Source organism: Rhizobium sp. BK176 (genome assembly GCF_024808055.1).
The window spans coordinates 242,385-267,378 of sequence record NZ_JANUBV010000005.1; the positions used below are offsets into that span (position 1 = coordinate 242,385).

The 24,994-nt window shown below is 60.2% G+C and carries 20 protein-coding genes; 12 read left to right on the plus strand and 8 right to left on the minus strand.

The window, feature by feature from the left end; translation table 11 throughout:
- Positions 1-7: 7 nt before the first annotated feature.
- A complete protein-coding gene (locus FHT76_RS18435) occupies positions 8-1,009 on the minus strand; it encodes a glycosyltransferase family 2 protein (RefSeq protein WP_183861614.1) in 1,002 nt (333 codons plus the stop codon).
- A 134-nt stretch (positions 1,010-1,143) separates the two neighbouring features.
- Entirely contained in the window at positions 1,144-1,410 is a 267-nt protein-coding gene (locus FHT76_RS18440; protein WP_183755555.1) for an exopolysaccharide production repressor protein, read from the minus strand.
- Positions 1,411-2,186: 776 nt separating this feature from the next.
- Here FHT76_RS18440 and FHT76_RS18445 point away from each other — a divergent pair.
- From FHT76_RS18445 to FHT76_RS18460, 4 genes are all read left to right on the plus strand, one after another.
- Positions 2,187-2,867, plus strand: a complete 681-nt coding sequence (locus FHT76_RS18445) for a sugar transferase (protein ID WP_114713575.1) — start codon at positions 2,187-2,189, stop codon at positions 2,865-2,867.
- A gap of 74 nt (positions 2,868-2,941) precedes the next feature.
- Entirely contained in the window at positions 2,942-4,213 is a 1,272-nt protein-coding gene (locus FHT76_RS18450; RefSeq protein WP_183861612.1) for a polysaccharide biosynthesis/export family protein, read from the plus strand.
- A 10-nt stretch (positions 4,214-4,223) separates the two neighbouring features.
- The gene (locus FHT76_RS18455; RefSeq protein WP_183861610.1) at positions 4,224-5,489 is read left to right on the plus strand and encodes an O-antigen ligase; all 1,266 of its coding nucleotides are present in this window, start codon (positions 4,224-4,226) and stop codon (positions 5,487-5,489) included.
- A 45-nt stretch (positions 5,490-5,534) separates the two neighbouring features.
- A complete protein-coding gene (locus FHT76_RS18460) occupies positions 5,535-6,542 on the plus strand; it encodes an acyltransferase (RefSeq protein WP_183861608.1) in 1,008 nt (335 codons plus the stop codon).
- On the opposite strand, the gene FHT76_RS18465 is transcribed toward FHT76_RS18460, so the two are convergent.
- Together FHT76_RS18465 and FHT76_RS18470 are read right to left on the minus strand one after the other, a co-directional pair.
- Entirely contained in the window at positions 6,537-9,734 is a 3,198-nt protein-coding gene (locus FHT76_RS18465; protein WP_183861606.1) for an efflux RND transporter permease subunit, read from the minus strand. The two genes, FHT76_RS18460 and FHT76_RS18465, sit on opposite strands and share 6 nt — an antisense overlap.
- Positions 9,731-10,906 carry an efflux RND transporter periplasmic adaptor subunit gene (locus FHT76_RS18470; protein WP_183861604.1) on the minus strand — a complete coding sequence of 392 codons (1,176 nt, stop codon included), beginning with the start codon at positions 10,904-10,906 and terminating at the stop codon, positions 9,731-9,733. Before FHT76_RS18470 ends, FHT76_RS18465 begins: the two co-directional genes overlap by 4 nt.
- A 403-nt stretch (positions 10,907-11,309) precedes the next feature.
- On the opposite strand from FHT76_RS18470, the gene FHT76_RS18475 reads away from it, so the two are divergent.
- Genes FHT76_RS18475 through FHT76_RS18485 form a run of 3 tightly spaced genes read left to right on the plus strand, consistent with a single transcriptional unit; the run spans position 11,310 to position 14,527 of the window.
- Positions 11,310-11,774, plus strand: coding sequence for a MarR family winged helix-turn-helix transcriptional regulator (locus FHT76_RS18475; RefSeq protein WP_259127216.1), 465 nt, complete (start codon positions 11,310-11,312; stop codon positions 11,772-11,774).
- The gene (locus tag FHT76_RS18480) at positions 11,767-12,993 is read left to right on the plus strand and encodes an HlyD family secretion protein (protein ID WP_259127213.1); all 1,227 of its coding nucleotides are present in this window, start codon (positions 11,767-11,769) and stop codon (positions 12,991-12,993) included. Before FHT76_RS18475 ends, FHT76_RS18480 begins: the two co-directional genes overlap by 8 nt.
- The gene (locus tag FHT76_RS18485; protein ID WP_259127210.1) at positions 12,986-14,527 is read left to right on the plus strand and encodes a DHA2 family efflux MFS transporter permease subunit; all 1,542 of its coding nucleotides are present in this window, start codon (positions 12,986-12,988) and stop codon (positions 14,525-14,527) included. The genes FHT76_RS18480 and FHT76_RS18485 overlap by 8 nt, the downstream gene beginning before the upstream one ends.
- 3 nt (positions 14,528-14,530) lie before the next feature.
- Here the strand turns inward: FHT76_RS18485 and FHT76_RS18490 are convergent, their stop codons facing one another.
- From FHT76_RS18490 to FHT76_RS18500, 3 genes are read right to left on the minus strand one after another with little or no spacing between them, the layout of a single operon-like run.
- Entirely contained in the window at positions 14,531-15,121 is a 591-nt protein-coding gene (locus FHT76_RS18490) for a DNA-3-methyladenine glycosylase (protein WP_259127185.1), read from the minus strand.
- Between the two features lie 30 nt (positions 15,122-15,151).
- Positions 15,152-15,472 (minus strand): hypothetical protein, encoded by a 321-nt coding sequence (locus FHT76_RS18495; protein WP_040674664.1) that lies wholly within the window; start codon positions 15,470-15,472, stop codon positions 15,152-15,154.
- A 46-nt stretch (positions 15,473-15,518) separates the two neighbouring features.
- Positions 15,519-16,409, minus strand: a complete 891-nt coding sequence (locus tag FHT76_RS18500) for a LysR family transcriptional regulator (protein WP_183861596.1) — start codon at positions 16,407-16,409, stop codon at positions 15,519-15,521.
- Positions 16,410-16,531: 122 nt separating this feature from the next.
- Here FHT76_RS18500 and FHT76_RS18505 point away from each other — a divergent pair, with 122 nt between their 5' ends.
- Both FHT76_RS18505 and FHT76_RS18510 read left to right on the plus strand, forming a co-directional pair.
- Entirely contained in the window at positions 16,532-17,272 is a 741-nt protein-coding gene (locus FHT76_RS18505) for an SDR family oxidoreductase (protein ID WP_259127182.1), read from the plus strand.
- Positions 17,273-17,355: 83 nt separating this feature from the next.
- Entirely contained in the window at positions 17,356-18,255 is a 900-nt protein-coding gene (locus FHT76_RS18510; protein ID WP_183861592.1) for an SDR family oxidoreductase, read from the plus strand.
- Between the two features lie 240 nt (positions 18,256-18,495).
- Here the strand turns inward: FHT76_RS18510 and FHT76_RS18515 are convergent, their stop codons facing one another.
- Complete coding sequence (locus FHT76_RS18515) at positions 18,496-19,407, minus strand: LysR family transcriptional regulator (protein WP_259185761.1); 912 nt, start codon at positions 19,405-19,407, stop codon at positions 18,496-18,498.
- Between the two features lie 167 nt (positions 19,408-19,574).
- Between FHT76_RS18515 and FHT76_RS18520 the strand changes: the two genes are divergently transcribed.
- The 3 genes from FHT76_RS18520 (at position 19,575) to FHT76_RS18530 (ending at position 24,953) form a co-directional block, all read left to right on the plus strand.
- Positions 19,575-20,396, plus strand: a complete 822-nt coding sequence (locus FHT76_RS18520; protein ID WP_183755569.1) for an alpha/beta hydrolase fold domain-containing protein — start codon at positions 19,575-19,577, stop codon at positions 20,394-20,396.
- Between the two features lie 41 nt (positions 20,397-20,437).
- Positions 20,438-21,628: an efflux RND transporter periplasmic adaptor subunit gene (locus FHT76_RS18525; RefSeq protein WP_183861589.1), complete on the plus strand. Its 1,191-nt coding sequence runs from the start codon at positions 20,438-20,440 to the stop codon at positions 21,626-21,628.
- A 124-nt stretch (positions 21,629-21,752) separates the two neighbouring features.
- The gene (locus tag FHT76_RS18530) at positions 21,753-24,953 is read left to right on the plus strand and encodes an efflux RND transporter permease subunit (protein WP_183861587.1); all 3,201 of its coding nucleotides are present in this window, start codon (positions 21,753-21,755) and stop codon (positions 24,951-24,953) included.
- The last annotated feature ends 41 nt before the right edge of the window (positions 24,954-24,994 follow it).

Here is a 24,994-nt window from a genome sequence, read left to right on the forward strand (position 1 = left end):
TTCCCGGTTATTTTGCCGGGGCGCTCAAAAGATATCGTAGGCCATTGCCCGGCGCCGTGACGGAGACGCCGCCGGGGTTGCGCAGGCGTTCCGTCTTGTCGGCAAGGATGCCCGTCGCAATCGCGGGGAAGGCTCCTGGGTTCCCAGCAACGTAGGCGATCGCTGCTAGCGGCCCTGCCTGGCCCTTGATATCGAGAAACCGCCGCAGCTCATATTTGCCGCGTACATGCCGCTCATGCCGGCGCACGGCTTCCGCCGCCTGTGGGGGCAACTTCACCGACTTCAGGAGCGTGCGATCGGCCTCATACAAGCGGCGCAAATCCTCGGTGCGATGGCGTCCGCTGAGCGAGTCGCCGCGCACGACCGCGCCGTAGCCGCAGCTGTGGATCACCTTGTAGCGCGCGCCGAGCGCCAAGGCCCGGATGTAGAGATCGTAGTCTTCGCCGAGCCGCATTTCTTCACGGTAACGCAGGCCGTGCTTATCCAGAAAGGCGCGTCGCATGACCGGCTTGAGGAAGCCGATCTCGCCGCGGCGGACACCGCGCTTTGAAATGTTGCCGTCAACGAAGGTAGGCAGGTCGAGGAAGAGCGGATTTTCGGCGAATTGCTGGAGCCGCCCCGGCGCCAGGCTTGCCGCATCGGCATCGACGAAGGCGATGTTGTCGGCAACGAATTCCCAGTCGTCTTCTGCAAGCATGCGGCGAAAGCGACCTGCGAAAAAGAAATCGTCCGCATCCAAGATTGCGATCAGTGGCGCCGAAGAGATTGCGATGGCGTGGTTGCGGGCGGCCGACGGCCCTTTGTTTTGGTCGAATCTGACAACGTTCAACCTGCCGCTGGCGTCGTCGGCCCGCCTTGCGGTTCCCGCCGTGTCATCGCTGGAGCCGTCATCGACAACGACGACTTCGGCCACTTCAGGCTCTTGAAGGGCCGATCTAACGGCAGTTTCGATGGTGTCTGCTGCGTTCTTGGCAGCGATGATGACGCAAATGTTTGCGGTTTTTGCCACGCGTGACCTCCGTTGTTTCGCCCAACAACTAAGACGTCAAAATGTGGCGGACAACGGTCCGCTCTTCAAATGATGTTACGAACGGGATGCTCTTCATGCCGGGAAGGCATGGCAATGCTTCGAATCGAAGAGGCTTAGCGGTTGAAAGGTTCAGAACCCTTGAATGGCGACACAGGCAGCTTTTCCGTCTCTTCGCGCCTCACTGAGGGGCGAATCGTGCGGCTCCTGCTCTCCTTCCAGACGAGGTATAAGACGCCGCCGAAATAACCGATTTGAAGCAGGACGGCAGAGATTGCCGTCTTGACTGCGGTCCCGGTGAGAGAACCGCTCAACCAATACGTCGCGACAGCAAATACGGCCAATGCGCCGAGCATGCTGAAGATAACGCGAGGTGCATACATCTGTTGCCTCCTCCATCGGAGCTTCGTTCAATGTACAATCATTGAAGACGAAAGCGCCACCAGGATCCTTCCTAGGATAATGTTTTACAGGACTTCCTGTTTCAACTGAAGGTCTGGAGACGTTTTTTTGCGTCTGCGAGAGGCGTAGTACAGCCACGATCTTAAAGGTTTCTTCCGGCTATTGGTAAAAATGCCACGCACTGCCGCCGCCGCATCGCTTTCTCGAAAGATGATTAAAAAACATTGCGTCCATCGGTAGTTGCGCACAATTTGGCAATACACGCTCCTATTAGTGCCACAATGTATGCGGTGTGGGGTGCGTTCGGAGTGCTTTCTGTTCAACTTTTATTACAAAGTTTTAATTTCAAACGGTTAGCTGGTGCAGCGCAAAATGCATGGTGCAATGCAATAGGTGGCTCCTTTTTGCAAATAGAAACCGGGCCTTTCTCAGAAGCCGACAGTGGAAACCAGCAATTGCCGGCACCCCGCCCTGACGTCCTAGACTTCAGTATCTTTGGCTCGGATAGCAATGCCAGAGACTTTTATTGGTACACGCAGAGATTAGTTCGAAATCGCCAAAGAATTGTATGATTGTTTCAGCAGAGTCTTAAAAACAAAAAAGTTGAACGGCGGCTCCAAAAACATGCCGTAACGCCACGGTCTTAAAATTGTGGCTTAAAAAAACAAAATCACCTCATACACTTCGAATTCGTCAGCGCTAGCTAAGCGGCCTGAGCCTACCCGACCAAACGGCAAACATAAGTGGAGTTACCTCTATGAAGTCTGCGACGAGATCGGACAGTTCGCCATTTTATGGCGTAGTTCATCAGAGCGTGTTTCCGCCGACTGGCGGGATCGCGAAACGGGCATTCGACATGTCCGCCGCCTGCCTCGGGCTCATCTTTCTGAGCCCGCTTTTTTTGATGGTGATGTTGCTTGTGAAGCTCTCGGACAAAGGACCGATCTTCTATGGGCATCGCCGCATCGGCCATAACGGCCAGGAGTTCCGTTGCCTGAAGTTTCGGACAATGGTCACCAATGGTGACAAGGTTCTGCAGGAGCACCTGCGCAACAATCCGAAGGCCATGGAAGAGTGGCGTGCAACGCGCAAACTGCAGGATGACCCCCGGGTCACTGCCGTGGGTGCCGTTCTACGCAAGTTGAGTCTTGATGAGCTTCCCCAGCTCTTCAATATCATCCGCGGCGAAATGAGCGTCGTCGGTCCGCGTCCTGTCGTTCGAGACGAACTCGAAATGTACGAGAATTCGGCCGTCTACTATCTGCAATCTCGCCCTGGCCTGACGGGCCTGTGGCAGATCAGCGGACGCAATGACGTTTCTTACGCAACTCGCGTCGCCTTCGACACACACTACGTCGAAAACTGGTCGCTGGTTCGGGATGTCGTGATCATCGCACGCACAATTCCGGCGGTATGCGCTCAACGCGGCAGCTACTAAGCCGCATCTCAAAAACCAAACAGTACTGCGCGGCAACGCCTTGCGGCTTGTCGTGCCGAGACACGGGGAAGGTAATGGAAAAACGCTTTCTTGACGGCAAGGCCGGACGATTTCGCACGCTAAGATCCGGTGTTGTTGTCGCAGCCGGACTTGGTGCTTTTCTGGCGTCTTCATCGCTTGCTGCTGCCGACGACTACCGTCTTGGTATCATGGACAAGCTGAAGATTCGGGTGGCCGAGTGGCAGACCGCGGATGGCAGCATCCGCGACTGGTCGGTCGTCAGTGGGGACTACACGGTCGGGCCTTCAGGAAGCATTTCCTTGCCTTTCGTCGGAGACATGCCTGCTTCGGGCAAAACGACTGACGCAATCGCCCAGGAGATCGGCACGGCTCTGCAGAAGCAATTTGCTCTGAAGGACCGTCCATCTGCCTCGGTCGAGCTCTCGGAATTCCGGCCGGTTTATCTGTCCGGTGACGTCGAAAAGCCCGGTGAATACCCGTTTGCGCCGAATCTGACGATCATCAAGGCCGTGAGCCTTGCCGGCGGTCTGCGCCGTGCAGACGCCGGGCAACGGTTCGCCCGTGACTTCATCAATGCAAAGGGTGACGCGGTCGTCTACATGGCAGACCGTGCACGCCTATTGGTGAAGCAGGCGCGGCTGCGGGCCGAGATCGCCAACCAGGATACGATTGACATGCCGAAGGAGCTTCAGGACAAGCCGGAGGCGAAGCCCCTGCTTGACAGCGAAACGGCTCTCATGAACACCCGCAGGAAACGCCTGACGCTGCAGCTTCAGGCGCTTGCCGACCTCAAGCAGTTGCTCCAAAGCGAAGTCGAGACACTTGCCAAGAAGAGCGAAACCCAGACCCGGCAGTTGCAGCTGGCGACTGAGGATCGCGATAAGGTCGAAGATCTTGCGGAGAAGGGCCTTGCGTTGAGCGCCCGCAAGATGGCCGCTGAACAGCGGGCAGCTGATACCGAGGCGACGCTCCTCGATATCGATACCAATTCGCTGAAGGCCAAGCAGGACATCAGCAAGGCCAACCAAGACGAGATCACGCTTCGGAACGACTGGGATGCACAGCTATCCCAGGAGCTCCAGAATGCCGACGCTCAGCTCGACGAACTCAATCTCAAGCTCGAAACCAGCAACTCGCTGATGGCGGAGGCGTTGACGCAATCGACCGATGCCGCCCGTTTTGACACCAGCACCGGGGCTGCGAGCATCGCCTATTCAATCGTCCGCGAAGTTGACGGCAAGGCGAAGGAGATTCCGGTTCAGGAAAATACTGCGCTCCTGCCCGGCGACCTGATCAAGGTCACTGCCGGACTGGCGATGAGATAACGAGGCCGCAATGCGGATCGCAAAATCGGCGCTCATTCAGCCAGGCGGGAACGCGGCTTATGCCATTCCCGCCGTGGCACTGTCACTTTTTTGCTTCGCCTACTCGATCAAGTTCGGGCAGGTGGCGATCCTGCTTTACTATGCGCTCTGGCTGCCGCTGATCGCCGTCGACTACAAGAAGGTGCTCGGCAGTCACGGTCGTTACCTCTGGATCTACGCCTTCGCCGCGCTCGCCTTCCTGTCGGTGTTCTGGTCTGCCGTTCCAAGCATCTCTGTGCGAGCCAGCATTCAGTACCTGACGCAGGTCATCTGTGCGCTGATTGCGGTGCGGGTGCTCGACGTCAGGACCCTGACGGTCGGCATGATCGCCGGCGTCGGGATCGTCCTCATCTATTCGTTGTTGTTCGGCTACTACGAGTACGATCCGCTGGACGGAACCTTCAGTTTCGTGGGGGCCTTCGCCTCAAAGAACCAGCTCGGCTTCTACGCGTCGCTGGGGTTGATCGTCTCGTTCGCAGCCGTCTTCATCTTCGGCGAGAGACGCCTCTGGATGGCTGCGTCCGGCATCGTTGGACTTTTGTCCGCCTATTGCCTCATCGCCTGCCAATCGGCGACATCCGTGCTGACCACGGCTGTCGTGCTGGCCTTGATGATGGGATTGCATGTCGTCCTCGCACTGACGCCTGATCACCGAAAACTGCTGGTCGTCGGCGGCGGCGTCGCCGTTATCGTTCTCGCCGTTGCCGGCGTTTATCTCGGAGCGGTCGACGCCGTTCTAGGCATCTTCGGCAAGGATTCGACGCTGACCGGGCGCACCTATCTCTGGCAACAGGGGATCGAGGCGGCAAAACAGAATCCGATCTTCGGCATCGGCTACCAGGCCTATTGGGTCCAGGGCTTCTCCGAGCCGGAGCGGCTGTGGGAAGAGTTCTTTATCGGGTCGCGGAGCGGCTTCCATTTCCACAACACCTATATCGAAACGGCCGTCGAACTGGGCCTCGCGGGCGTCTTTATCCTCGCGGCGATGCTGCTGCGGATCCTCTGGGGGCATTTGCGGCGCGTCATCGAGGATTTCAGGAATGTTGAATCCTATCTGCTTTTCTCGATTGCTGTCCTGCTGACGATCCGCTCCTTCGTCGAGATTGATATTCTGACGCCATACAACGTCGGGACGTTTCTTTTCTACTTCACCGCTGGAAAGCTGGCGACTGCGCGTCGACTGCCGGCGGTGAGCTCTTGGCGACACCACAAGTTGCCTGAGCCCATCGCTCAATAACGCCATAACATTTCGACCGGCCTGACCGGCTCCCCGAGGAAACCGATGAAGACACTTTACGGCATCCAATATCTGCGCGCCTTTGCGGCACTTGCCGTCGTGGTCTTCCACGCTGCCGAAAAGACCGGTGAGCATTTTGCAATCGGTGCCGCTGGCGTTGATGTTTTCTTCGTGATCAGCGGCTTCATCATGTGGGTCATCAGTGATCGCCGCCCGATGACACCCCAAGGGTTCCTGCTCGATCGCATTAGGCGTATCGCGCCCTCCTACTGGCTGGTGACGAGCGTGATGATCGCCGGCGCTGTGGTCGGCCTGTTCCCGAACCTGAAGCTGACCGGCGCCCACATCCTTGCCTCGCTGTTCTTCATTCCGGCCCTGTCGCCAAGCACCGGCGACATCTGGCCGGTCCTCGTCCAGGGTTGGACGCTGAGTTTCGAGATGTTCTTTTACGTGTTGTTTGCTGGGGCGCTTTTCCTGCCACGTCGCTGGCGGCTGCTGTATCTAACGGCGATCTTCGGTGGCTTTTTCCTGATCGGCCTTCTCTTCGAGCCGGCGTCGCCGGTGCTCAAAACCTATACCCGGCCGATCATTCTGGAATTCCTCGGAGGCGTCTTCATTGCGGAATTGTGGATCAAGCGGTGGATCGCAGGAACTAGCCTGGGGCTTGCTTGTGTCGGTGCCTCGCTCTCCGGCTTTGCGACGATTTTCCTGATCGGTGCCGATTTCGACGAAACGATCTGCGGGCCGCTCGCCATGGCGCTGGTCTACGGCATGGTGTCGCTCGAGACAGATGGCAGCATTGGCCGTGTGCCGCTTCTCACGTATCTCGGCGATGCGTCCTATTCGATCTACCTCTGGCACACGCTGGCGATCTCGGTGATCGTCAAGGCTGCCGGCATGATCGGGTTGTCGACCACGTCGACGATCGGGCTCGCCGCTGTTGGCGGAACGGTTCTCGGAGCGGCAGCCTACGAGCTTGTCGAGAAGCCGCTCCGGAAGATCCTGTCGTCAGACCTGCTCAAACAGAACGTGGTCGAGCGGCGCCCTTCATGAAGAAGTCCCGGTGGCAGCCTCCTCGGAGGGTTGCGCGGCTTCGGTCTGCGCAACAGCAGGCTTTTTCCGGCGCCCGCGCAGCACGACGTAGAAAACGGGCGTCAGGAACAGGCCGAAAATCGTTACGCCAAGCATCCCTGAGAAAACGGCCGTCCCGAGTGACTGACGCATTTCGGCTCCGGGGCCGGTGGCGATCGCGAGCGGCAATACGCCGAAGATAAAGGCGAACGCCGTCATTAGGATCGGGCGCAAGCGAAGATGGCTGGCCTCCACTGCGGCCTCCACCGGCGATTTGCCTTCCTCTTCCGCCTGCCGGGCGAACTCGACGATCAGAATCGCGTTCTTGGCGGCAAGACCGATGAGGACGATCAGACCGATCTGCGTCAGGACGTTATTGTCCATTCCCCTCAACCAAACACCGATCAGAGCAGCGAGCACGGCAAGTGGAACGATGAGGATGATGGCCAGAGGCAACACCCAGCTTTCATATTGCGCCGCCAGAGCCAGGAAGACGAAGACCACCGACAGAATAAATATGTAAATCGCCGTGTTTCCGGTGTGGGTTTCCTGGTAGGCCAGTTCCGTCCATTCGAACGTGGTTCCCGGTGGCAGGATCTTTGCCGCCAGCGCTTCCATCTTCTTGATGGCATCGCCGGTCGATGTGCCCGGCGTCGGATTTCCCTGCAGCGGCACCGAAACGTACATGTTGTAACGCTGGACAAGCGCCGGGCCGCTTGCATCCTTGATCTCCATCAGGGTTCCGAGGGGCACGAGCGCACCTGTCGCCGACCGGACCTTCAGGGCAAGGATGTCGTCTCGGTCCATGCGGTATTGTCGGTCGGCCTGAGCCCTGACCTGGTAAACGCGGCCGAACGCATTGAAATCGTTCACATAGGAAACGCCGAGATTGATCGACAGGGCGTTGAAGATATTGGGGATCGGCACGTTCAGGAAGCGCGCCTTATCACGGTCGATCTCGAGGAAGTATTGCGGGCTGGCGTCCGAGAAGGTTGTGAAGACGCCGGTCAGCCCCTCAGTTGTGGCGGCGGCGCCCATCATCTGCCGCGCGAGTCCCAGCGCGCGGGTCATGTCGGCGTTTTCAAGATCGGAAACCTGCATCTTGAAGCCGCCAGAGTTGCCGACGCCTCGTACCGAGGGCGGTGGGATGGCGATGATAAAGGCCTCCTGGATGCTCTGCAGCTTGCCGAAGAGTTCTCCGATAATCTTGTTTGCGGTCTCGCCGCCTTCCTCGCGTTCGGCGAAAGACTTGAACGGAACGAAGACCACACCCGCATTCGAGGCATTCGTGAAGGTCGCACCGCTGAAGCCAGCAAACTGGACGGCGTTGCCGACGCCGGGAACTTGCCGGGCGATGTCGCCGACCTGCTTGACGACGGCATCGGTACGCGCGAGCGAGGCGCCATCGGGAAGCTGTATGACGATGATTGCGTAACCCTGGTCCATGGTCGGAATGAAGCCCGAAGGGACTTTAGTGCCCATGTACCACGTTGCTCCCAAGAGCCCTGCGAAGACGAGAAGCGAGCAGGTCAGCCCCACCCAGCTGCTGACGAGATGCCGGATGATCCATGAGTAGCCGGCACTCATTCGATCGAAGCCGTGGTTGAAGCCGTTGGCCAGGCTGCGCACGAAACGCGTTGCTATGCTGACACGCTTGGTTTCGTGGTCATGGCTTTTCAGCAGGATCCCGGCCAGCGCTGGTGAAAGCGTCAGGGAATTCAACGCCGAGATTGCCGTGGTGACCGAGATCGTAACCGCGAATTGCCTGTAGAACTGGCCAGATATGCCCGGAATAAAGGCCGTCGGTACGAACACGGCGATAAGGACCAACGAAATCGCAACGACCGCGGTGCCGACTTCATCCATGGTGACATGAGCCGCTTCCTTCGGAGACATCCCGCGCGCCAGATTGCGTTCGACGTTCTCCACCACGACGATCGCATCGTCGACGACGATACCGATGGCAAGCACGAGACCGAACAGGGTCAGCATGTTGAGGGAGAAGCCGAATGCCAGCAGCACCGCGAAGGTGCCGATCAGCGATACCGGTATTGCAACGATCGGAATGATCGCCGTGCGCCAGGATTGCAGGAAGACCAGCACGACAATGGCCACCAGAATCGCCGCTTCGGCAATGGTTCGATAGACCTCCGCAATCGAATCCGAGATGAATTCGGTCGTGTCGTAGACGATCCGATATTCCAATCCCGGCGGGAAATTCTGCGAGATGTCCTTCATGATCGCCTGGACCTGATGCGCGGTATCCAGTGCATTGGTTCCGGGCCGGGCGAAGACACCGAGGGCAACGGCCGGATCGTTGTTCAGATAGCTATTGGTGACGTAGTCTTGCGCGCCGAGCTCGATACGAGCGACATCCTGCAGCGCGACCAGCCGGCCGCTGGCGGTTGATTTAACAATGACATAGCGAAATTGGCGGACATCGGAAAAACGTCCCTCGGTGCGCACCGTGTATTCGAACGCATTCTTGCCGGTAACGGGAGGCGCGCCGATCTTGCCGCCAGATACCTGGACGTTCTGGTCGCGGAGCGCTGCGACAACGTCATCCGATGTCATCTGATAGGCGGAGAGTTTTTCCGGATCGAGCCAGATTCGCATCGAATATTGGCGCTCGCCAAAGATCTGTACGTCACCAACGCCATCTAGACGAACGAGAACGTCGCGGATGCGGTTGCGCGCGTAGTTCGAGACGTAAAGCTGGTCGTAGCGGTGCGACGGTGACAGCAGATGCACGACCATCATCAGGTCGGGAGAACTCTTGTCTGTGGTGACACCGAGCCGCTGCACCTCTTCGGGAAGGCGGGGCAAGGCGATCGAGACGCGGTTCTGGACAAGAACCTGCACCTTGTCCAGGTCGGTGCCCAGCTTGAAGGTAATCGTCAGCGACATGGCGCCGTCGGCGCTGGAATAGGAGGACATATAAAGCATGTCCTCGACGCCGTTGATCTGCTGCTCGAGTGGCGTTGACACGGTGTCGGCGATAGTCTGCGGGTCGGCGCCGGGATAGGACGTGCGTACGACGATAGTCGGTGGTGCGATCTCCGGGTACTGAGATACCGGCAATTGCGTATAAGCAATGCTGCCGACGACGAGGAAGACGATCGAGATGACGGCCGCAAAGATCGGCCGGTCCACAAAGAAATGGGCAAATCTCATTGGCCGCTCTCCGGGACCGGGGAATCGGGCGGCGTATCGCGCCGTTCTTGCGGCAGTTCTATCATCTTCGGCGTGATCGTTGCGCCGGGCCGGACGCGCATCAGGCCATTGACGACGATCGTCTCGGTGCCGTCGAGGCCTTCGCGAATGACCCGATAGCCGTAGATTCGCGGACCCGGCCGTACCGGCATAGTCGAAACCTTGCCGTCGGTGCCGACGACAAACACGACGCGCTCATTCTGGTCGGAGCCGATCGCTTCGTCGGGGACGAGGACGGCTTTATAGGTATTGGAGGCCGCGACCTGGATGCGCCCAAACAGGCCAGGCTGAAGCACGAGATCCGGGTTGGCGAAGCGGGCGCGAAGCCGGATCGTGCCGCTCTGGTTGTCGATCCTGTTCTCCGCAAAGTCGAGCTTTCCCGTGAAGGGCTTGGCGTTCGGGTCGCTGATCGTCACCGTCACGTCGACGCCTCCGCCGCCCTGCTGAAGCACCTGGCCCTTCCTGCGAGCAGTGTCAGCGAAATTCAGGAGCCGGCGCTCGTCGACATCGAAATAGAAGTCGATCGGGTCGAGTGAAACGATTGTCGTCAGTACCGATTGGTCGGCTTGAACCAGGTTGCCGATCGAGATCAGGCGGCGATCGATACGGCCGCTCAAGGGTGCCGTGATTTTGGTATAGTCCATATCGAGAGCAGCACGGTCGGCAGTCGCCTGGGCACCGCGGACGTTCGCCTGCGACGAAAGCCATTCCCGGCGACGGTCGTCCAAAGTAGAGACCGACTGGCTGCCGCTGGTCGCCAGCGACTCCGCGCGCTTGAACTGCGCTTCAGCATAGGTCTGTGTGGACTTGGCCACCTCCAGCGCAGCGTTTGCCTCATTAAGCGCAGTGATGAAAGGCCGCTGATCGATGACGAAAAGCAGGTCGCCTTCTTTGACAACGGCGCCGTCCGTGAAATGCACTTCCTGCAGGTAGCCGCCGACGCGAGAACGGACAGACACCTCATCCACCGGTTCGAAGCGGCCGATGAATTCATCGTTGTCGACGACATCGCGCACGACAGGCTTGGCAACGGTGACGGGTGGGGGAGGCGGGGCACCCTGGGCGACTGCGCTTGCTGCAGGCAAAAGGATCATGCTGCTCAGCAAAAGCATGTTTCTAATTGAGAAAGGCATAGCAGTCTCCCAATTTGGGCCGCTGCCAGCGAGCCCACTATGTCGATAAGATAATGCGTGTCACGTCTTGCTGCGTCCGAGCGAAAAAGCGTCGCCCGTATCGATATTCTGCACCTGAGCGCCATTCTGGGCGCGTGGACGATCTGCGATTGCTAGAAAAGAATAATGCGGAGACCCGCTAAGTACCTGTAGGACGTATATAAACTGCCTCCGGCAGAAATTGCAAATGCCGACCGGTTGCAATTTCACGGGCTGCTGGAAGCCATGCGTGTAAGTCCGACCAGAATGCTGGTGCGGCATTTTGCTCGCAACACACGATTTCGTGGCCGACAGACTTGTGCAGCGCACACGCTTAATATATCTGAGCGTATTATAAGTGTGCTTACAATTGGCGCGAATATCAATGAACGGCAATCCCACTCTCGGCTTTCTGCTGCACGACGTTGCACGGCTGCTTCGCAAGCGGTTCGAGCAGCGCGCGCGTTGCCTTGGGCTGACGCGGTCGCAGTGGCAGACGCTCGCCTATCTCCGCAGCAATGAGGGAATCCACCAGGGCGGACTTGCCGAGATCCTGGAAATCGAACCGATCACGCTGGTCCGCATTCTCGACAAGTTGGCCGATCGTGGTCTCATCGAGCGCCGCCAGCATCCGACTGACCGCCGCATCTGGCTTCTCTATGTGCGCGAGGAAGCGCATCCGCTTCTGGCCGAGATGCGTCAACTGGGCGACCTGACACGCGGCGAAGCTTTTGATGGCATCCCTTCCGAGCAGCGCGATCAGCTGTTCGGTATCCTAACCGCAATGAAGACGAACCTAGCGCAGGCTTGCCGAACCCCGGTAGCCGAAGATGAGACAAAACATGGCTGAGAAGTCCTCCCTGCGCGTCGTAGCAGACGCAAATGCCAAGAACCCAGTTGAAGAAAACGAGGCTTCCCCCCGCGGGGAGACGGTAGCCGAGGCGCCTTCATCCAATTCAGCGCCCGCTACTGCAGTGGCTGCGCCCGGCGGCACACAGGTCCGCCGCCGGCGCAGTCTCACGCGGCCCGTTCTCTTCGCCCTGCTGCCGGTCGCGCTCGTCGTCGGTGGATACTACTATGTCAACGGCGGTCAGATCATGTCGACCGACAATGCCTATATCCAGGCCGACATGGTGGGGCTGACGACCGACGTTTCCGGTATCGTCGACCAGATCAACGTGCATGAGAACGAAGCGGTGAAGAAGGGCCAGGTGCTCTTCAGCCTGCAGCAGGATGCCTTCAAGATCGCGCTTGAAGGCGCTGAGGCGCAGCTTGGCACCGTACGCAACCAGATCCTGAACATGCAGGCCAGCTACCAGCAGTCTCTTGCCGAGATCACCCAGGCGGAAGCCGACATTCCCTACTATCAGACCGAGTTCGATCGGCAGCAGAGCCTGCTGAACAGCTCTGCCGCGACGCGGACCGCCTATGATCAGGCCAAGCACAATCTCGACGCCGGCCGCCAGAAGGTCGCCGTTGCGAAGGCCGAGGCAGCAGCAACGCTGGCGCAGCTCGGGGGCAATGCCGATCAGCCAGTGGACCAGAACCCGCTTTACCTCGAGGCCAAGGCGAAGGTCGATGACGCTCAGCGCCAACTCGACCACAGCGTCGTCAAGGCGCCGTTCGACGGCGTCGCGACGAACGTCAACTCGCTGCAGCCGGGCTCCTATCTGCAGGCGTCGACACAAGCCTTCTCGCTGGTTTCGGACAACAATCTCTGGATTGCGGCGAGCCCCAAAGAAACCGAGCTGACCTATGTGAAGCCCGGCCAGCCAGTGACGATCTATGTCGATACCTATCCGGGCGTCGAGTGGAAGGGCAAGGTCGAGAGCATCAGCCCGGCCTCCGGTTCCAGCTTCTCGCTGTTGCCGGCGCAGAACACGACCGGCAACTGGGTAAAGGTCGTGCAGCGTATTCCCATGCGCGTCAGCATCGATGACGCTGCCGGCAAGCCGCCGCTTCGCGTCGGCATGAGCACGGTCGTCGACGTCGATACGGGTCGCGCCCGCGGTCTTCCGGATTTCGTTTCCAAGCTTTTGGGCCGCTCAGGCGGCAAGGACCATGAGTAACGCTGCATCATCTCCGGCTACCCCGGTTGCCAACCGCGGCGCGATCACGGCCTGCGTCATCCTGGCCGTCATCATGCAGGCGCTGGATACGACCATCGCCAACGTCGCGCTGCCCTATATCCAGGGGAGCGTCTCGGCGAGCGCCGACCAGATCAACTGGGTGTTGACTTCCTACATCGTGGCGGCTGCGATCATGACGCCGCCGTCGGGCTTTCTCGCCGCCAAGTTCGGGCGCAAGCGGGTGTTGCTGGCGGCGATCGCCGGCTTCGTCTTCGCCTCCGTCCTGTGCGGCCTTGCGCAATCGCTGAACCAGATCGTCGCCTTCCGCCTGTTGCAGGGCCTGTTCGGCGCGTCTCTGGTTCCCCTCTCTCAGGGCATCCTCCTCGACATTTATAGTGTCGAGGAGCGCGGCTCGGCCATGGCCTTATTTGGCGTCTCGGTCATGGTCGGGCCGGTCCTGGGACCTGTCATCGGCGGCTGGCTGACCGACAACATCAGCTGGCGCTGGGTGTTCTATATCAACGTCCCGATTGGTGCGCTGGCATTCGCTGGCATCGTGATCTACGTCACGGAAACGAAGCTGGACGCGTTGGCGAAGCTCGACTGGTTCGGGTTCGGGATGATGAGTCTCGGCATCGCGTCGCTGCAGCTGTTTCTCGATCGCGGCGAACAGCTCAACTGGTTTGCATCGGGCGAGATCATGATCGAGGCAATCGTCTGCGCCGCCGCCTTTTACCTGCTGATCGTGCATACGCTGACGGCGGAGAAGTCCTTCGTGAATCCGCGGCTGTTCCTTGACCGGAACTTCGCGGTGAGCATGCTCTTTATCTTCGTGATCGGCATAACCTATCTCGCCTCCCTGGCGCTGATGACGCCATACCTGCAGACGCTGATGGGCTACCCCGTCATCACAGCGGGCATCGTCATGGGGCCGCGTGGGCTTGGCACTATGCTTTGCATGTTCATCGTCGGCAAGCTGATCGGCAAGGTTGATACGCGCCTGCTCCTGGTGCTGGGTCTCGGTCTGACAGCCTGGGCGATGTACGACATGACCGGCTGGACGCCCGATGTCTCACAGTGGACGATCGTGTCGGTCGGCTTCATTCAGGGCGCCGGGCTTGGCTTCCTGTTCGTGCCCCTGACGACGATCGCCTTCTCGACGCTGCCCGCGCACATGCGCGGCGACGGTACCGGCCTCTACAACCTGTCGCGTAACATCGGCTCGAGCGTCGGCATCTCGATCGTTTCGGCGCTGCTGGTGGAGAACGCCCAGGTCAATCATGAGAACATCGCCGCTTATGTGACGCCGTTCAACCGCGCCTTCGAGGCAGCGGCGGCGCAGGGGATGAACCCGCTGACCGCAGCCGGTCGCGCGGCGCTCAACGAAGTGATCACCCTGCAGTCGACGATCATCGCCTATATCGACGATTTCAAGCTGCTGATGCTGATGTCGCTTGCGGTCATTCCGCTTGCGCTGCTGCTGCGCAAGCCGAAGGTAGCGCCTGTGATGGACCACAGCGCCGTCATGGAATGATGCTCAGCGAAACGGTTTGCTGAGATAGCGAGACCCGGAGATGCCGAAGCGCCAAGGTGCTTCGGCATTTTTCGTAATGCCTATGCGTTTGCCGGCGACAATCTCGACGGGGGCGGAAGGGGCGATCGAAAAGGGCGGCTCGTCGAGGAGCCTGTCGTTCAGGGACAGATCGATGCCGAGCGCCTGGCAGAGCTTGCCAGGGCCGCTGCAGAGTTGGGTCAACGCATCGTTGTTGCGCCGGTCGATCATGGTCGCGATGCCGGCTTCCGGCTCGAGTGCGCGGATCAGCACGGCGGAGCCCGTCGTGCACACGAAATTTACGCACCAATGCATGCCGTAGATACGGTAGATGTAGACGTTGCCCGGTTTGCCGAACATCGCGCCGTTGCGCGGTGTAGGGCCGCGGAAGGCATGCGAGGCTGCATCGTCGGGGAAATAGGCTTCGGTTTCGGTTATGCGACCGCCGACATCACCGACACGGAGATGGCAGCCAAGCAAATCACGGGCAACAGCAATCGCATCGCGTTCGAAAAAGCGCGTGAGATCAGGGCCGGTGAGGGGAGCGGCGCCGATCGCACCGGCGGCATGTGTCATCTGGTTCAGGCTTTCGATCGCTCGGACACTCTAGTGGCCGACCTTCGGGTCGTGCGCGGAAATCGATGATCCGGTGACCGATACGGGATCGCTGGCGGGGAAGGTGTCCTCGAGGCCTTCCTCCAGTTCCTCTTCCAGTAGTGCGGCATCCTTGCCGCGTGCTCCGTCGACCTGCGAACTCTGTAGCGTTGCGGCAAGCAGCGCCCTTGCGCGAGTAATCGCGTTGTCGCTCGTCAGTCCGGGAGAGGCTGCAGCATAGAGCGTGACCGATATGTTGTTGCCGGACTGATCCGTAAAGATGACAACGAAGCCGCCGTCCTTCGGATGTACGGTGACGTCTGTGATGGCCATGGAAATCTCCGGGTTCTGACAGTTGCTCCAAGTGAAACGCTTTTCGCTAGGATTGTCGAGCAAAGACCTTCACCAGCCAGTCGATGAAAACGCGAACGCGCGGAGAGAGCTGCCTGTTTCGCGGATAGAGCAGGGAGACGGGTGTCTCCGTCGGCGGAAAATCCGGCAGCACATGAACCAGCGTGCCATCGAACAGATCCTTCTCGGCATGATACCGCGGCACCTGAATGAGACCGAGGCCGAGCCGGGCTGCCGACATGAAGCTTTCGGCGGCGTTGACGGTGACCGGCGCCGGCAGGGTGACGTTGTGGATATTGCCGCCGACGAGGAATTCCAGGGGCAGGACACCACCCGTCGCGGTCGAGCGAAAGCCCACCATGCGATGACCGTCGAGCCTGTCGGGATGCTCGGGCACACCATGCTTTTCAAGATAGCCGGGAGACGCCAGCGTGATCTCTTCCAGCATGGCGACGCGTCGCGCCACCATGTCGCTGTCCTGGGGAACGCCGACGCGCAGCACGCAATCGATGCCTTCGCGGACGACGTCGACCAGCCGGTCACCCTCGCTCATGTAGAACTCGATATCGGGATAGGTCTCGAGGAAGGACGGAAGACTTGGCAGCACGAAATGGCGGGCAAGCGTGCCATGCACGTCGACGCGCAGCATGCCTTTCGGCTTGGCGCCGGCGAAGGCGCCCTCTGCGTCCTCGATGTCGGCGAGTATGGAAAGACAGCGCTGGTAGTAAGCTTCGCCATCAAGCGTGGGGCTGACATGGCGCGTCGTTCTCTGCAGCAATCGTACGCCGAGGCGGGCTTCCAGCTGCTTAACCGCATCCGTGACCGTGGAGCGCGGAAGGCCGGTGTCCTCGGCGGCGAGCGTGAAGCTCCGCCTCTCCACGACGCGGGAAAACACCCGCATGGCATCGAATCTGTCCATCTTGTTTGTTCGTTATGTCCGGATAGTGATGCCGAATAATGGCTGATTATCCGCTATTCGAAAAGTGGCATCTTCTCCTCATCCAAAACGCGGCGAGCCGCACCCAGTGAAGGAGAAAGGTAATGAGCAACAACGAGAACAAGGTCGCACTGGTCACAGGCGCATCGAGGGGCATCGGTGCCGCAATCGCCGAACGGCTGGCCAGGGACGGTTTCACCGTCGTCGTCAACTATGCCGGCAACGCAGCACTCGCCGAGGCGCTGGTGGAAAAGATCGAGCAGAGCGGCGGCAGGGCGTTGACGGCTCAGGCCGATGTCAGCGATCCCGCAGCCGTCCGCCGCATGTTCGATGCTGCGGAAGCAGCCTTCGGCGGTGTTGATGTGCTGGTCAACAATGCCGGCATCATGCAGCTCTCGTCGATTGCCGATGCCGACGATGCCAATTTCGATCGCCAGGTCAGCGTCAACCTGAAGGGCACCTTCAACACTCTGCGCGAAGCCGCAAAGCGTCTGCGCAACGGCGGCCGCATCATCAACTTTTCGACGAGCGTCGTCGGTCTGAAGCTTGAAAACTACGGCGTTTACGCCGCGACCAAGGCGGCTGTCGAAACGCTGACGGCGATCATGTCGAAGGAAATGCGTGGTCGCGAAATCACCGTGAACGCAGTGGCTCCGGGGCCGACAGCGACCGACCTTTTCCTCGATGGCAAGTCGGATGAACTGATCGCCCGCATGGCCAAGATGAATCCGCTGGAGCGCTTGGGGACGCCCGAGGATATCGCCGCTTCTGTTTCGTTCCTGGCAGGCCCCGATGGTTCCTGGATCAACGGTCAGGTGCTGCGCGCCAACGGCGGCATCATCTGACTCCAGCCTTGCAGCGGCGGGGTCGGCCCGGCGCCGATCTCCCGCATCAGACGTCATCAGTCACTTCTCGAAGGAATAGGACAATGGAAAAGCAGGTCATCGTCATTACTGGAGCATCCAGCGGCTTCGGCGCTCTCACCGCCCGTACACTCGCCAAGGAAGGGCACATCGTCTATGCCGGCATCCGCGATACGGCGGGCCGCAACGCAAAGGCCGTCGCCGATATCGCAACGTTCTCGGGGGACAACAAGGTCGATCTCCGCTCAGTCGAGCTCGATGTCGTCTCGGATGCTTCCATCGCAGCCGGAATTGCCAAGGTGCTCGAAGAGGCGGGTAGGCTGGATGTCATCATCCACAATGCCGGTCATATGTCCTTCGGACCGGCCGAAGCATTCACGCCGGAGCAATATGCCGAGCTGTTCGACATCAACGTGCTATCGACGCAACGGGTGAACCGCGCCGTGCTTCCCCATATGCGCAAGCGGGGCAAGGGGCTTGTCGTCTGGGTGTCTTCTTCCAGCACGCGCGGCGGCACGCCGCCCTATCTCGCACCCTATTTCGCGGCCAAGGCGGCGATGGACTCGGTTGCCGTTTCCTATGCGTCCGAGCTTACTCGCTGGGGCATCGAGACCGCGATCATCGTGCCCGGCGCCTTCACCAAGGGCACCAACCACTTCGCGCATTCCGGCTCGCCGGCTGATGCGGCGCGCGCGGCCGAATACAACGACGGACCTTACAAGGGTGTGCCGGAGCAGGCGCTGCAGGGGCTTGCTGCGCTCGAACCTATTGATGCCGATGCCGGTTCGGTTGCGACGGCAATTGCAGAGGTTGTCGCGATGCCTTTCGGCAAGCGTCCGTTCCGTACCCATGTCGATCCGTCCGAAGATGGCGCCGAGGTGGTCAATGGTGTTGCTGATCGTGTTCGCGCCGAAATGTTCCGGCGGATCGGGCTGGAAGATCTCCTCAAGCCAGCTGTTCACTAGTCGTGATATTTGCCATTGTTCCGTTTTTGCGAACCTGCTGTGCAGGAATCAGCACTTAACAAACGGCAAAAAGCAGGCTTATATTTGTGATGTAAGGGCGACTGGAAGACCTCCAACTCCGGGCGCCAACCTCAGATACCGGCCGAGCCATTTCCCTGGTGGCGCGACGAGGTCTGAAAGGAATTTGAAGACAGACAGTTGCGGCCCGTCGAAGGAACTCCCTTCCGGGCCGCAACTGCGTCACGCATCGTTCAACTTCGCATCCGAGAGCAGTTTCACCAGCCAGTCGACGAAGACGCGGACCTTGTTGCTGAGGTGCCGATTCGGCGGATAGACGATGTAGAGAGGAAGGGGTTCGCGGCTCCATTCCGGCAGGATTTCCACGAGGTCGCCCTTGGCCAAGGCGTCGCGGATCATGAAGCGCGGCAGTTGAGCAATGCCGAGCCCCCTCAATGCCGCTGTCACGAAGGTCCGGCTGTCGTTGACCGATAGCAGGTAGCGCGGATTGATCTCCAGATCCTCATTGTCCTTGCGGAATTCGAAGGGAAGCGTCCTGTTCGTCTGGGCGCGGAAGTAACTTACTGAATAGTGGTCGTTTTCCAGCTCTTCCGGACGGGCGGGAACGCCGAATTTCTCGATGTAAAGTGGCGCTGCGCAGGTCACCAATTCAACCTCTGATACGCGTCTCGCGATTAGTGACTGGTCGGCCGGCGTGCCGCCGCGAAGGGCGCAGTCGACGTTCTCCGCGAGGTAGTCGACGGTGCGGTCGCCGACGCCGAGATCGACACGAATATCAGGATATTTCTGGTAGAAATCGCAAAGTGCGGGCACGACGATCCGGTCGGCGAAGGCGCCTGCCATTTCGACGCGCAAGCGGCCGGTCGGCAGGCCCTGGGAGTTCGAAAGGCTGCCGTCCAACTCCTCGAGTTCGGAGACGATCTGCGCCGCTCGCTCATAGTAGAGTGCGCCATCGGTCGTCACCATGACGCGGCGTGTGGTGCGGTTGAGAAGCTTGGTGTGCAGGTGCGCTTCAAGCCCCTGAATGAGATTGGTCACCGTCGCCTTGGGCATGGCGAGTGTGTCGGCGGCCCGTGTGAAATTGCCCGTCTCTACGACGCGGATGAAAGCGCGCATTGCCGAGAGCTGGTCCATCGGAAATCACCTAAGCAGGTTGCACTGCGGTATTGTTCGAAATTCGGAACAGTGTAATTGCTCTATCGCTTCTTATTCCGACAATGGAATAACAATATGTTTTCTTCAGAAATTGCAAGCCGTCTTGGCTCGCAATACGTTATGTGGGTCAGACGCGAGCCGAAACGATGACGGTGCAGGTGAAAGACATAGTGATGGAAAAGGTGGCCACTGGCCCCGTTTCCGCACGCGTCTATCAGGGCGCCGAGTTCGGCAAGGGATCGCCGATCGTGCTGTTTTTCCACGGCGGTGCTTTTCTGCAGTCGGGCGTTAGGGACAGCGTGGTTGCCGAGAGCCTGGCGAAAGCGGGCGCCATCGTCGCCGTGCCCGACTACAACGCCCCACTTGGCAACGTCTTTCCGAAGCCGCTCGAAGTCGGCTACTCTGTTTTTTCCTATCTCGCCAACAAGCGGGCGTCCGGCATTGGCGATCGCAATTCGTTGCTGATCGTTGCTGGCGAAGAGGCGGGCGGCAATATTGCTGCCGGTGTCGCTTTCAAGGCGCGAGACCATTATGCGGATGCGCTCGATGGCCAAATTCTGATTTCGCCACTGCTTGATCCTTTCATGGGTACGTCGTCGATCCGCAAGGCGGACGGCATCGGTATGCGTCAGCGCTGGGCCGAGGGCTGGAGTCATTATCTCAGCGGCGGCGGTTGTCATCCCTATGCGGCGCCGTGTCTCTGTTCGCGGATTTCAGGGGTCGCGCCCGCGCTCGTTCTGACCGCAGAAGATGATCCACTTCGCGACGAAACGCTCGGTTACGCAGACCGCCTGAAACAGGCTGGCGTTCCAGTTCGCCGGAATGTCCTCCCCGCCGGGGCAGGCTGGCCGTTGCTTTATGGCGGGAAGTGCGAACAGGCACCGAATTGGGAACGGACGATCACGGACCAATTCGAAAGCTTCGTTCGGGATATTAGCAGCCAACCTATTGCATTGAAGACGAACTGATTGAATTCGGCCACTGAGAGAGGGCCGTAAGGAGAGTACCAATGACGTCCAGTAAAAAGCGCTGGGCCCTTGTGGGCGCCGGCTTGGGACTTGCTGCGTCCGTTTCGGCCGCAGCCATCTTTTTCGAACTGCCGATGAGCACGACTGCAACGGCGGCTTCCACACCTGCGCAGGCTCCCGCTGTGCCGGTCACGGTTGCCGTCGTCGCCAGCCGTGACGTCACGACATGGCAGGAGTTTTCGGGGCGGCTTGAGGCCGTCGACCGCGTGCAGGTCCGTTCACGTGTAGCCGGCGCCGTCCAGTCCGTGCACTTCCGCGAAGGCGCGCTGGTCAAGGCCGGCGATCTGCTCTTCACCATCGATCCGGAGCCCTACCAGGCGGCGGTTTCGCAGGCTGAAGGACAGACTGCCTCTGCCGAGGCCAAGGTCAATCTTGCTCAGATCGAGCTGGAGCGTGGCCGCAGGCTTTCCGACAACAAGACGATTTCGCAAAGCGATTTCGACCAGCGGCAGAATGCCTTCACCGAGGCGCAGGCCGGTCTCCGCACCGCCCAGGCGGCGCTTCGCTCGGCACAGCTTGAGCTCGGCTACACCGAGGTCCGCGCCCCGGTTGCCGGCCGTGTCGGCAAGATCGAGGTGACGGTCGGTAACCTCGTTGCCGAAGGCAGCGCATCTCCCGCGTTGACGACGCTCGTGTCCGTCGATCCGATCTACGCCAGCTTCAACGCCAGCGAAGAGATGGTGACAAATGCGCTTGCCCAGCTTCCTGCTGGCGACGGTGCCGTTCCCGCTGTCGAGCAGATCCCCGTCGAGGTCGGCACGCTCGCCGACCAGGGCACGCCGATCAAGGGCAAGCTGCAGCTGATCGACAACCAGGTTGACGCTGCCAGCGGCACGATCGGCGTTCGCGCCGTCTTCGACAATCCCGGCGGCAAGCTGATCCCCGGCCAGTTCGTCCGCGTCCGCATGGGCGAGCCGAAGGCCGAGAACAAGATCCTGATCAGCGACCGCGCGATCGGCACCGACCAGGACAAGAAGTTCGTGTTCGTCGTCGATGCCGAAAACAAGGTCAGCTACCGGCCGGTCCAGCTCGGCCCGTCGGCGGATGGCCAGCGCATCGTCGAAAGCGGTCTTGCTGTCGGCGACAAGATCGTCGTCAACGGTCTGCAGCGTATCCGTCCGGGTGCAGTGGTTGCACCACAGGCGGAAGAAAAAGTCGCGACGGCTCAGTAAGTCGAAGCATCCGGAGCGTCCCGGCGCTCCGCGTTAATTCCGAAATGACCCGACCCACCGGCGGCCTCCCAACCGCCGGAGAGGGTCGTTGCATCCAAAATTTCATCCCGGAGAGGGCTTTGAAATGAATTTCTCCAGATTCTTTGTCGACCGTCCGGTGTTCGCCGGAGTTCTATCGGTCCTCATCGTGGTCGCCGGCCTGCTTGGCCTGCGTTCACTGCCGATTTCCGAATATCCGGAAGTCGTTCCGCCATCGATCGTCGTGCGCGCCACCTATCCCGGTGCAAACCCGGAGGTCATCGCGCAGACGGTCGCGACACCGCTCGAAGAGCAGATCAACGGCGTCGAGGGCATGCTCTACATGTCCAGCCAGGCGACCTCGGACGGCGTCATGACGCTGACGGTCACCTTCAAGCTTGGCACCGACCCCGACAAGGCACAGCAGCTCGTCCAGAACCGCGTGTCGCAGGCCGAACCGCGTCTGCCGGAAGAGGTGAAGACCATCGGCATCACGACGGTCAAGAGCTCTCCCGACCTGATGATGGTCGTGAACCTGATCTCGCCTGACAACCGCTACGACATCACCTATCTGCGCAACTACGGCGTCCTCAACATCAAGGACCGGTTGGCGCGCATCGATGGCGTCGGCCAGGTACAAGTGTTCGGTTCGGGCGACTATTCGATGCGCGTCTGGATCGACCCGCAGAAGGCGGCCGAGCATGGCCTTGCCGCCAGCGACGTCACCAATGCGATCCGTGGCCAGAACGTCCAGGCCGCAGCCGGCACCATCGGCGCTTCGCCCAGCCTGTCGGGTGTCGACCTGCAGCTGAACGTCAATGCGCAGGGCCGTCTGCAGACGCCTGAGCAGTTCGGCAACATCATCGTCAAGACCGGCACGAACGGAGAGATCACCCGCCTGCGCGACGTCGCCCGTATCGAACTCGGCGCTGCCGATTATTCGCTGCGCTCGATTCTCGACGGCAAGCCGGCGGTCGCCATTCCGGTCTTCCAGTCTCCTGGTTCCAACGCCATCACCATCTCGGACGAAGTCCAGAAGACGATGGAAGAGCTGAAGACCGCCATGCCTGACGGCGTCAGCTACGAGATCGTCTATGACACGACGAAGTTCGTCCGTTCGTCGATCGAGAAGGTCGTCGATACGCTGCTCGAAGCCATCGCGCTCGTGGTCATCGTCGTCATTCTGTTCCTGCAGACATGGCGCGCCTCGATCATCCCGCTGATTGCCGTTCCGGTTTCGATCATCGGCACGTTCGCGGTGATGTATGTCTTCGGCTTCTCGATCAACGCGCTCAGTCTCTTCGGCCTCGTATTGGCGATCGGTATCGTGGTGGACGACGCGATCGTCGTTGTCGAAAACGTCGAGCGAAACATCGAAAATGGTCTCAGCCCGCGGGCTGCCACCTACAAGGCCATGAAGGAAGTGTCTGGTCCGATCATCGCGATCGCGCTGGTGCTTGTCGCGGTCTTCGTGCCGCTCGCCTTCATCTCCGGTCTGTCCGGACAGTTCTATCGCCAGTTCGCGCTGACGATTGCGATCTCGACGGTCATTTCGGCCTTCAACTCGCTGACGCTGTCTCCGGCTCTGGCTTCGCTGCTGCTGCAGGACCATCACGCCAAGCGTGACTGGCTGACCCGCGCCATGGACGCCGTCTTCGGCTGGTTCTTCCGTGGCTTCAACAAGGCCTTTGGCGCCGGTTCGCGAGGCTATGGCAAGGGCGTCGGCGGTCTGCTGTCGCGCAAGAGCATCGTCATGCTTGTGTATGTCGTGCTGGCAGGCGCGACCTACGGGCTCTTCAATGCCGTGCCGGGCGGCTTCGTGCCGGCGCAGGACAAGCAGTATCTGATCGGCTTTGCCCAGCTGCCGGATGCCGCCAGCCTTGACCGTACCGAAGACGTCATCAAGCGGATGAGCGACATCGCCATGGCAGAGCCTGGCGTCGCGCATGCGATCGCCTTCCCGGGCCTGTCGATCAACGGCTTCACCAACTCCTCGAACGCCGGCATCGTCTTTGTGACGCTGAAGGATTTCGAGGAGCGCAAGTCGCCGGCGCTTTCGGGCGGCGCGATTGCCATGTCCCTGAACCAGAAGTTCGGGGCGATCCAGGATGCCTTCATCGCGATGTTCCCGCCGCCGCCGGTCAATGGTCTCGGCACGACCGGTGGCTTCAAGATGCAGCTCGAAGACCGCGCCGGTCTCGGCTATCAGGTGCTCGACGAGGCCAACAAGGCGATGATCGCCAAGGCCTACCAGACGCCTGAGCTGACGGGCATCTTCTCTGCCTACCAGATCAATGTTCCGCAGCTCTATGCCGATCTCGACCGTGAGAAGGCGGAACAGCTTGGCGTCCCGGTAACCGACGTTTTCGAGACGCTGCAGATCTACCTCGGTTCGCTCTATGTCAACGACTTCAACGCCTTCGGCCGTACCTACAGCGTGCGCGTCCAGGCCGATGCCAAGTTCCGGGCGCAGCCCGAGGATATCGGCAAGCTGAAGGTTCGTTCGGCATCGGGCCAGATGATCCCGCTGTCTGCGCTCCTGAAGGTGAACGCGACAACCGGGCCGGAGCGGACCAACCGTTATAACGGTTTCCTCTCCGCCGATATCAACGGCGGTCCTGCTCCGGGCTTCTCCTCCGGCCAGGCTCAGGCAGCGATCGAAAAGATCGCCGAAGAGACCTTGCCGAAGGGCATCAGCTTCGAATGGACGGATCTGACCTATCAGCAGATCCTGGCCGGCAACTCGGGCGTGATCGTCTTCCCGCTGGCGCTGCTGCTGGTGTTCCTGGTGCTCGCTGCGCAGTACGAGAGCCTTGCCTTGCCGATCGCGATCATCATGATCGTGCCGATGGGCGTGCTGGCGGCGTTGACGGGCGTCTGGCTGACCGGTGGAGACAACAACATCTTCACGCAGATCGGTCTGGTGGTCCTTGTCGGCCTCTCGGCGAAGAACGCGATCCTGATCGTGGAATTCGCCCGCGAGCTGGAATTCGAAGGACGGACTCCGGTTCAGGCTGCCATCGAGGCAAGCCGCCTGCGTCTGCGCCCGATCCTGATGACATCAATGGCGTTCATCATGGGTGTCGTGCCGCTGGTCACCTCGACCGGTGCGGGTGCCGAGATGCGCGCCGCCATGGGTGTGGCGGTGTTCTCGGGCATGATCGGGGTCACCTTCTTCGGCATCTTCATGACGCCCGTCTTCTACGTGCTGGTCCGCAAGCTGTCGGGCAACCGCCCGCTGATCCAGCACAAGGAGCACGAGCACGATGCGGAGGAAGCCGAAATCATACGACTCGCTGCCGAATAGCCCCTCCGAGCGGCGAGACGTGGAAAGGCGGAGCAATGCTC

Coding starts and splice junctions, on each gene's coding strand:
- FHT76_RS18510 (WP_183861592.1), top strand. CDS start 17,356: ATGGAAAAGCAGGTCATCGTCATTACTGGAGCATCCAGCGGCTTCGGC.
- FHT76_RS18465 (WP_183861606.1), bottom strand. CDS start 9,734: ATGAGATTTGCCCATTTCTTTGTGGACCGGCCGATCTTTGCGGCCGTC.
- FHT76_RS18475 (WP_259127216.1), top strand. CDS start 11,310: ATGAACGGCAATCCCACTCTCGGCTTTCTGCTGCACGACGTTGCACGG.
- FHT76_RS18440 (WP_183755555.1), bottom strand. CDS start 1,410: ATGTATGCACCTCGCGTTATCTTCAGCATGCTCGGCGCATTGGCCGTA.
- FHT76_RS18520 (WP_183755569.1), top strand. CDS start 19,575: ATGACGGTGCAGGTGAAAGACATAGTGATGGAAAAGGTGGCCACTGGC.
- FHT76_RS18490 (WP_259127185.1), bottom strand. CDS start 15,121: ATGACACATGCCGCCGGTGCGATCGGCGCCGCTCCCCTCACCGGCCCT.
- FHT76_RS18495 (WP_040674664.1), bottom strand. CDS start 15,472: ATGGCCATCACAGACGTCACCGTACATCCGAAGGACGGCGGCTTCGTT.
- FHT76_RS18450 (WP_183861612.1), top strand. CDS start 2,942: ATGGAAAAACGCTTTCTTGACGGCAAGGCCGGACGATTTCGCACGCTA.
- FHT76_RS18470 (WP_183861604.1), bottom strand. CDS start 10,906: ATGCCTTTCTCAATTAGAAACATGCTTTTGCTGAGCAGCATGATCCTT.
- FHT76_RS18515 (WP_259185761.1), bottom strand. CDS start 19,407: ATGGACCAGCTCTCGGCAATGCGCGCTTTCATCCGCGTCGTAGAGACG.
- FHT76_RS18455 (WP_183861610.1), top strand. CDS start 4,224: ATGCGGATCGCAAAATCGGCGCTCATTCAGCCAGGCGGGAACGCGGCT.
- FHT76_RS18500 (WP_183861596.1), bottom strand. CDS start 16,409: ATGGACAGATTCGATGCCATGCGGGTGTTTTCCCGCGTCGTGGAGAGG.
- FHT76_RS18530 (WP_183861587.1), top strand. CDS start 21,753: ATGAATTTCTCCAGATTCTTTGTCGACCGTCCGGTGTTCGCCGGAGTT.
- FHT76_RS18525 (WP_183861589.1), top strand. CDS start 20,438: ATGACGTCCAGTAAAAAGCGCTGGGCCCTTGTGGGCGCCGGCTTGGGA.
- FHT76_RS18480 (WP_259127213.1), top strand. CDS start 11,767: ATGGCTGAGAAGTCCTCCCTGCGCGTCGTAGCAGACGCAAATGCCAAG.
- FHT76_RS18485 (WP_259127210.1), top strand. CDS start 12,986: ATGAGTAACGCTGCATCATCTCCGGCTACCCCGGTTGCCAACCGCGGC.
- FHT76_RS18445 (WP_114713575.1), top strand. CDS start 2,187: ATGAAGTCTGCGACGAGATCGGACAGTTCGCCATTTTATGGCGTAGTT.
- FHT76_RS18505 (WP_259127182.1), top strand. CDS start 16,532: ATGAGCAACAACGAGAACAAGGTCGCACTGGTCACAGGCGCATCGAGG.
- FHT76_RS18460 (WP_183861608.1), top strand. CDS start 5,535: ATGAAGACACTTTACGGCATCCAATATCTGCGCGCCTTTGCGGCACTT.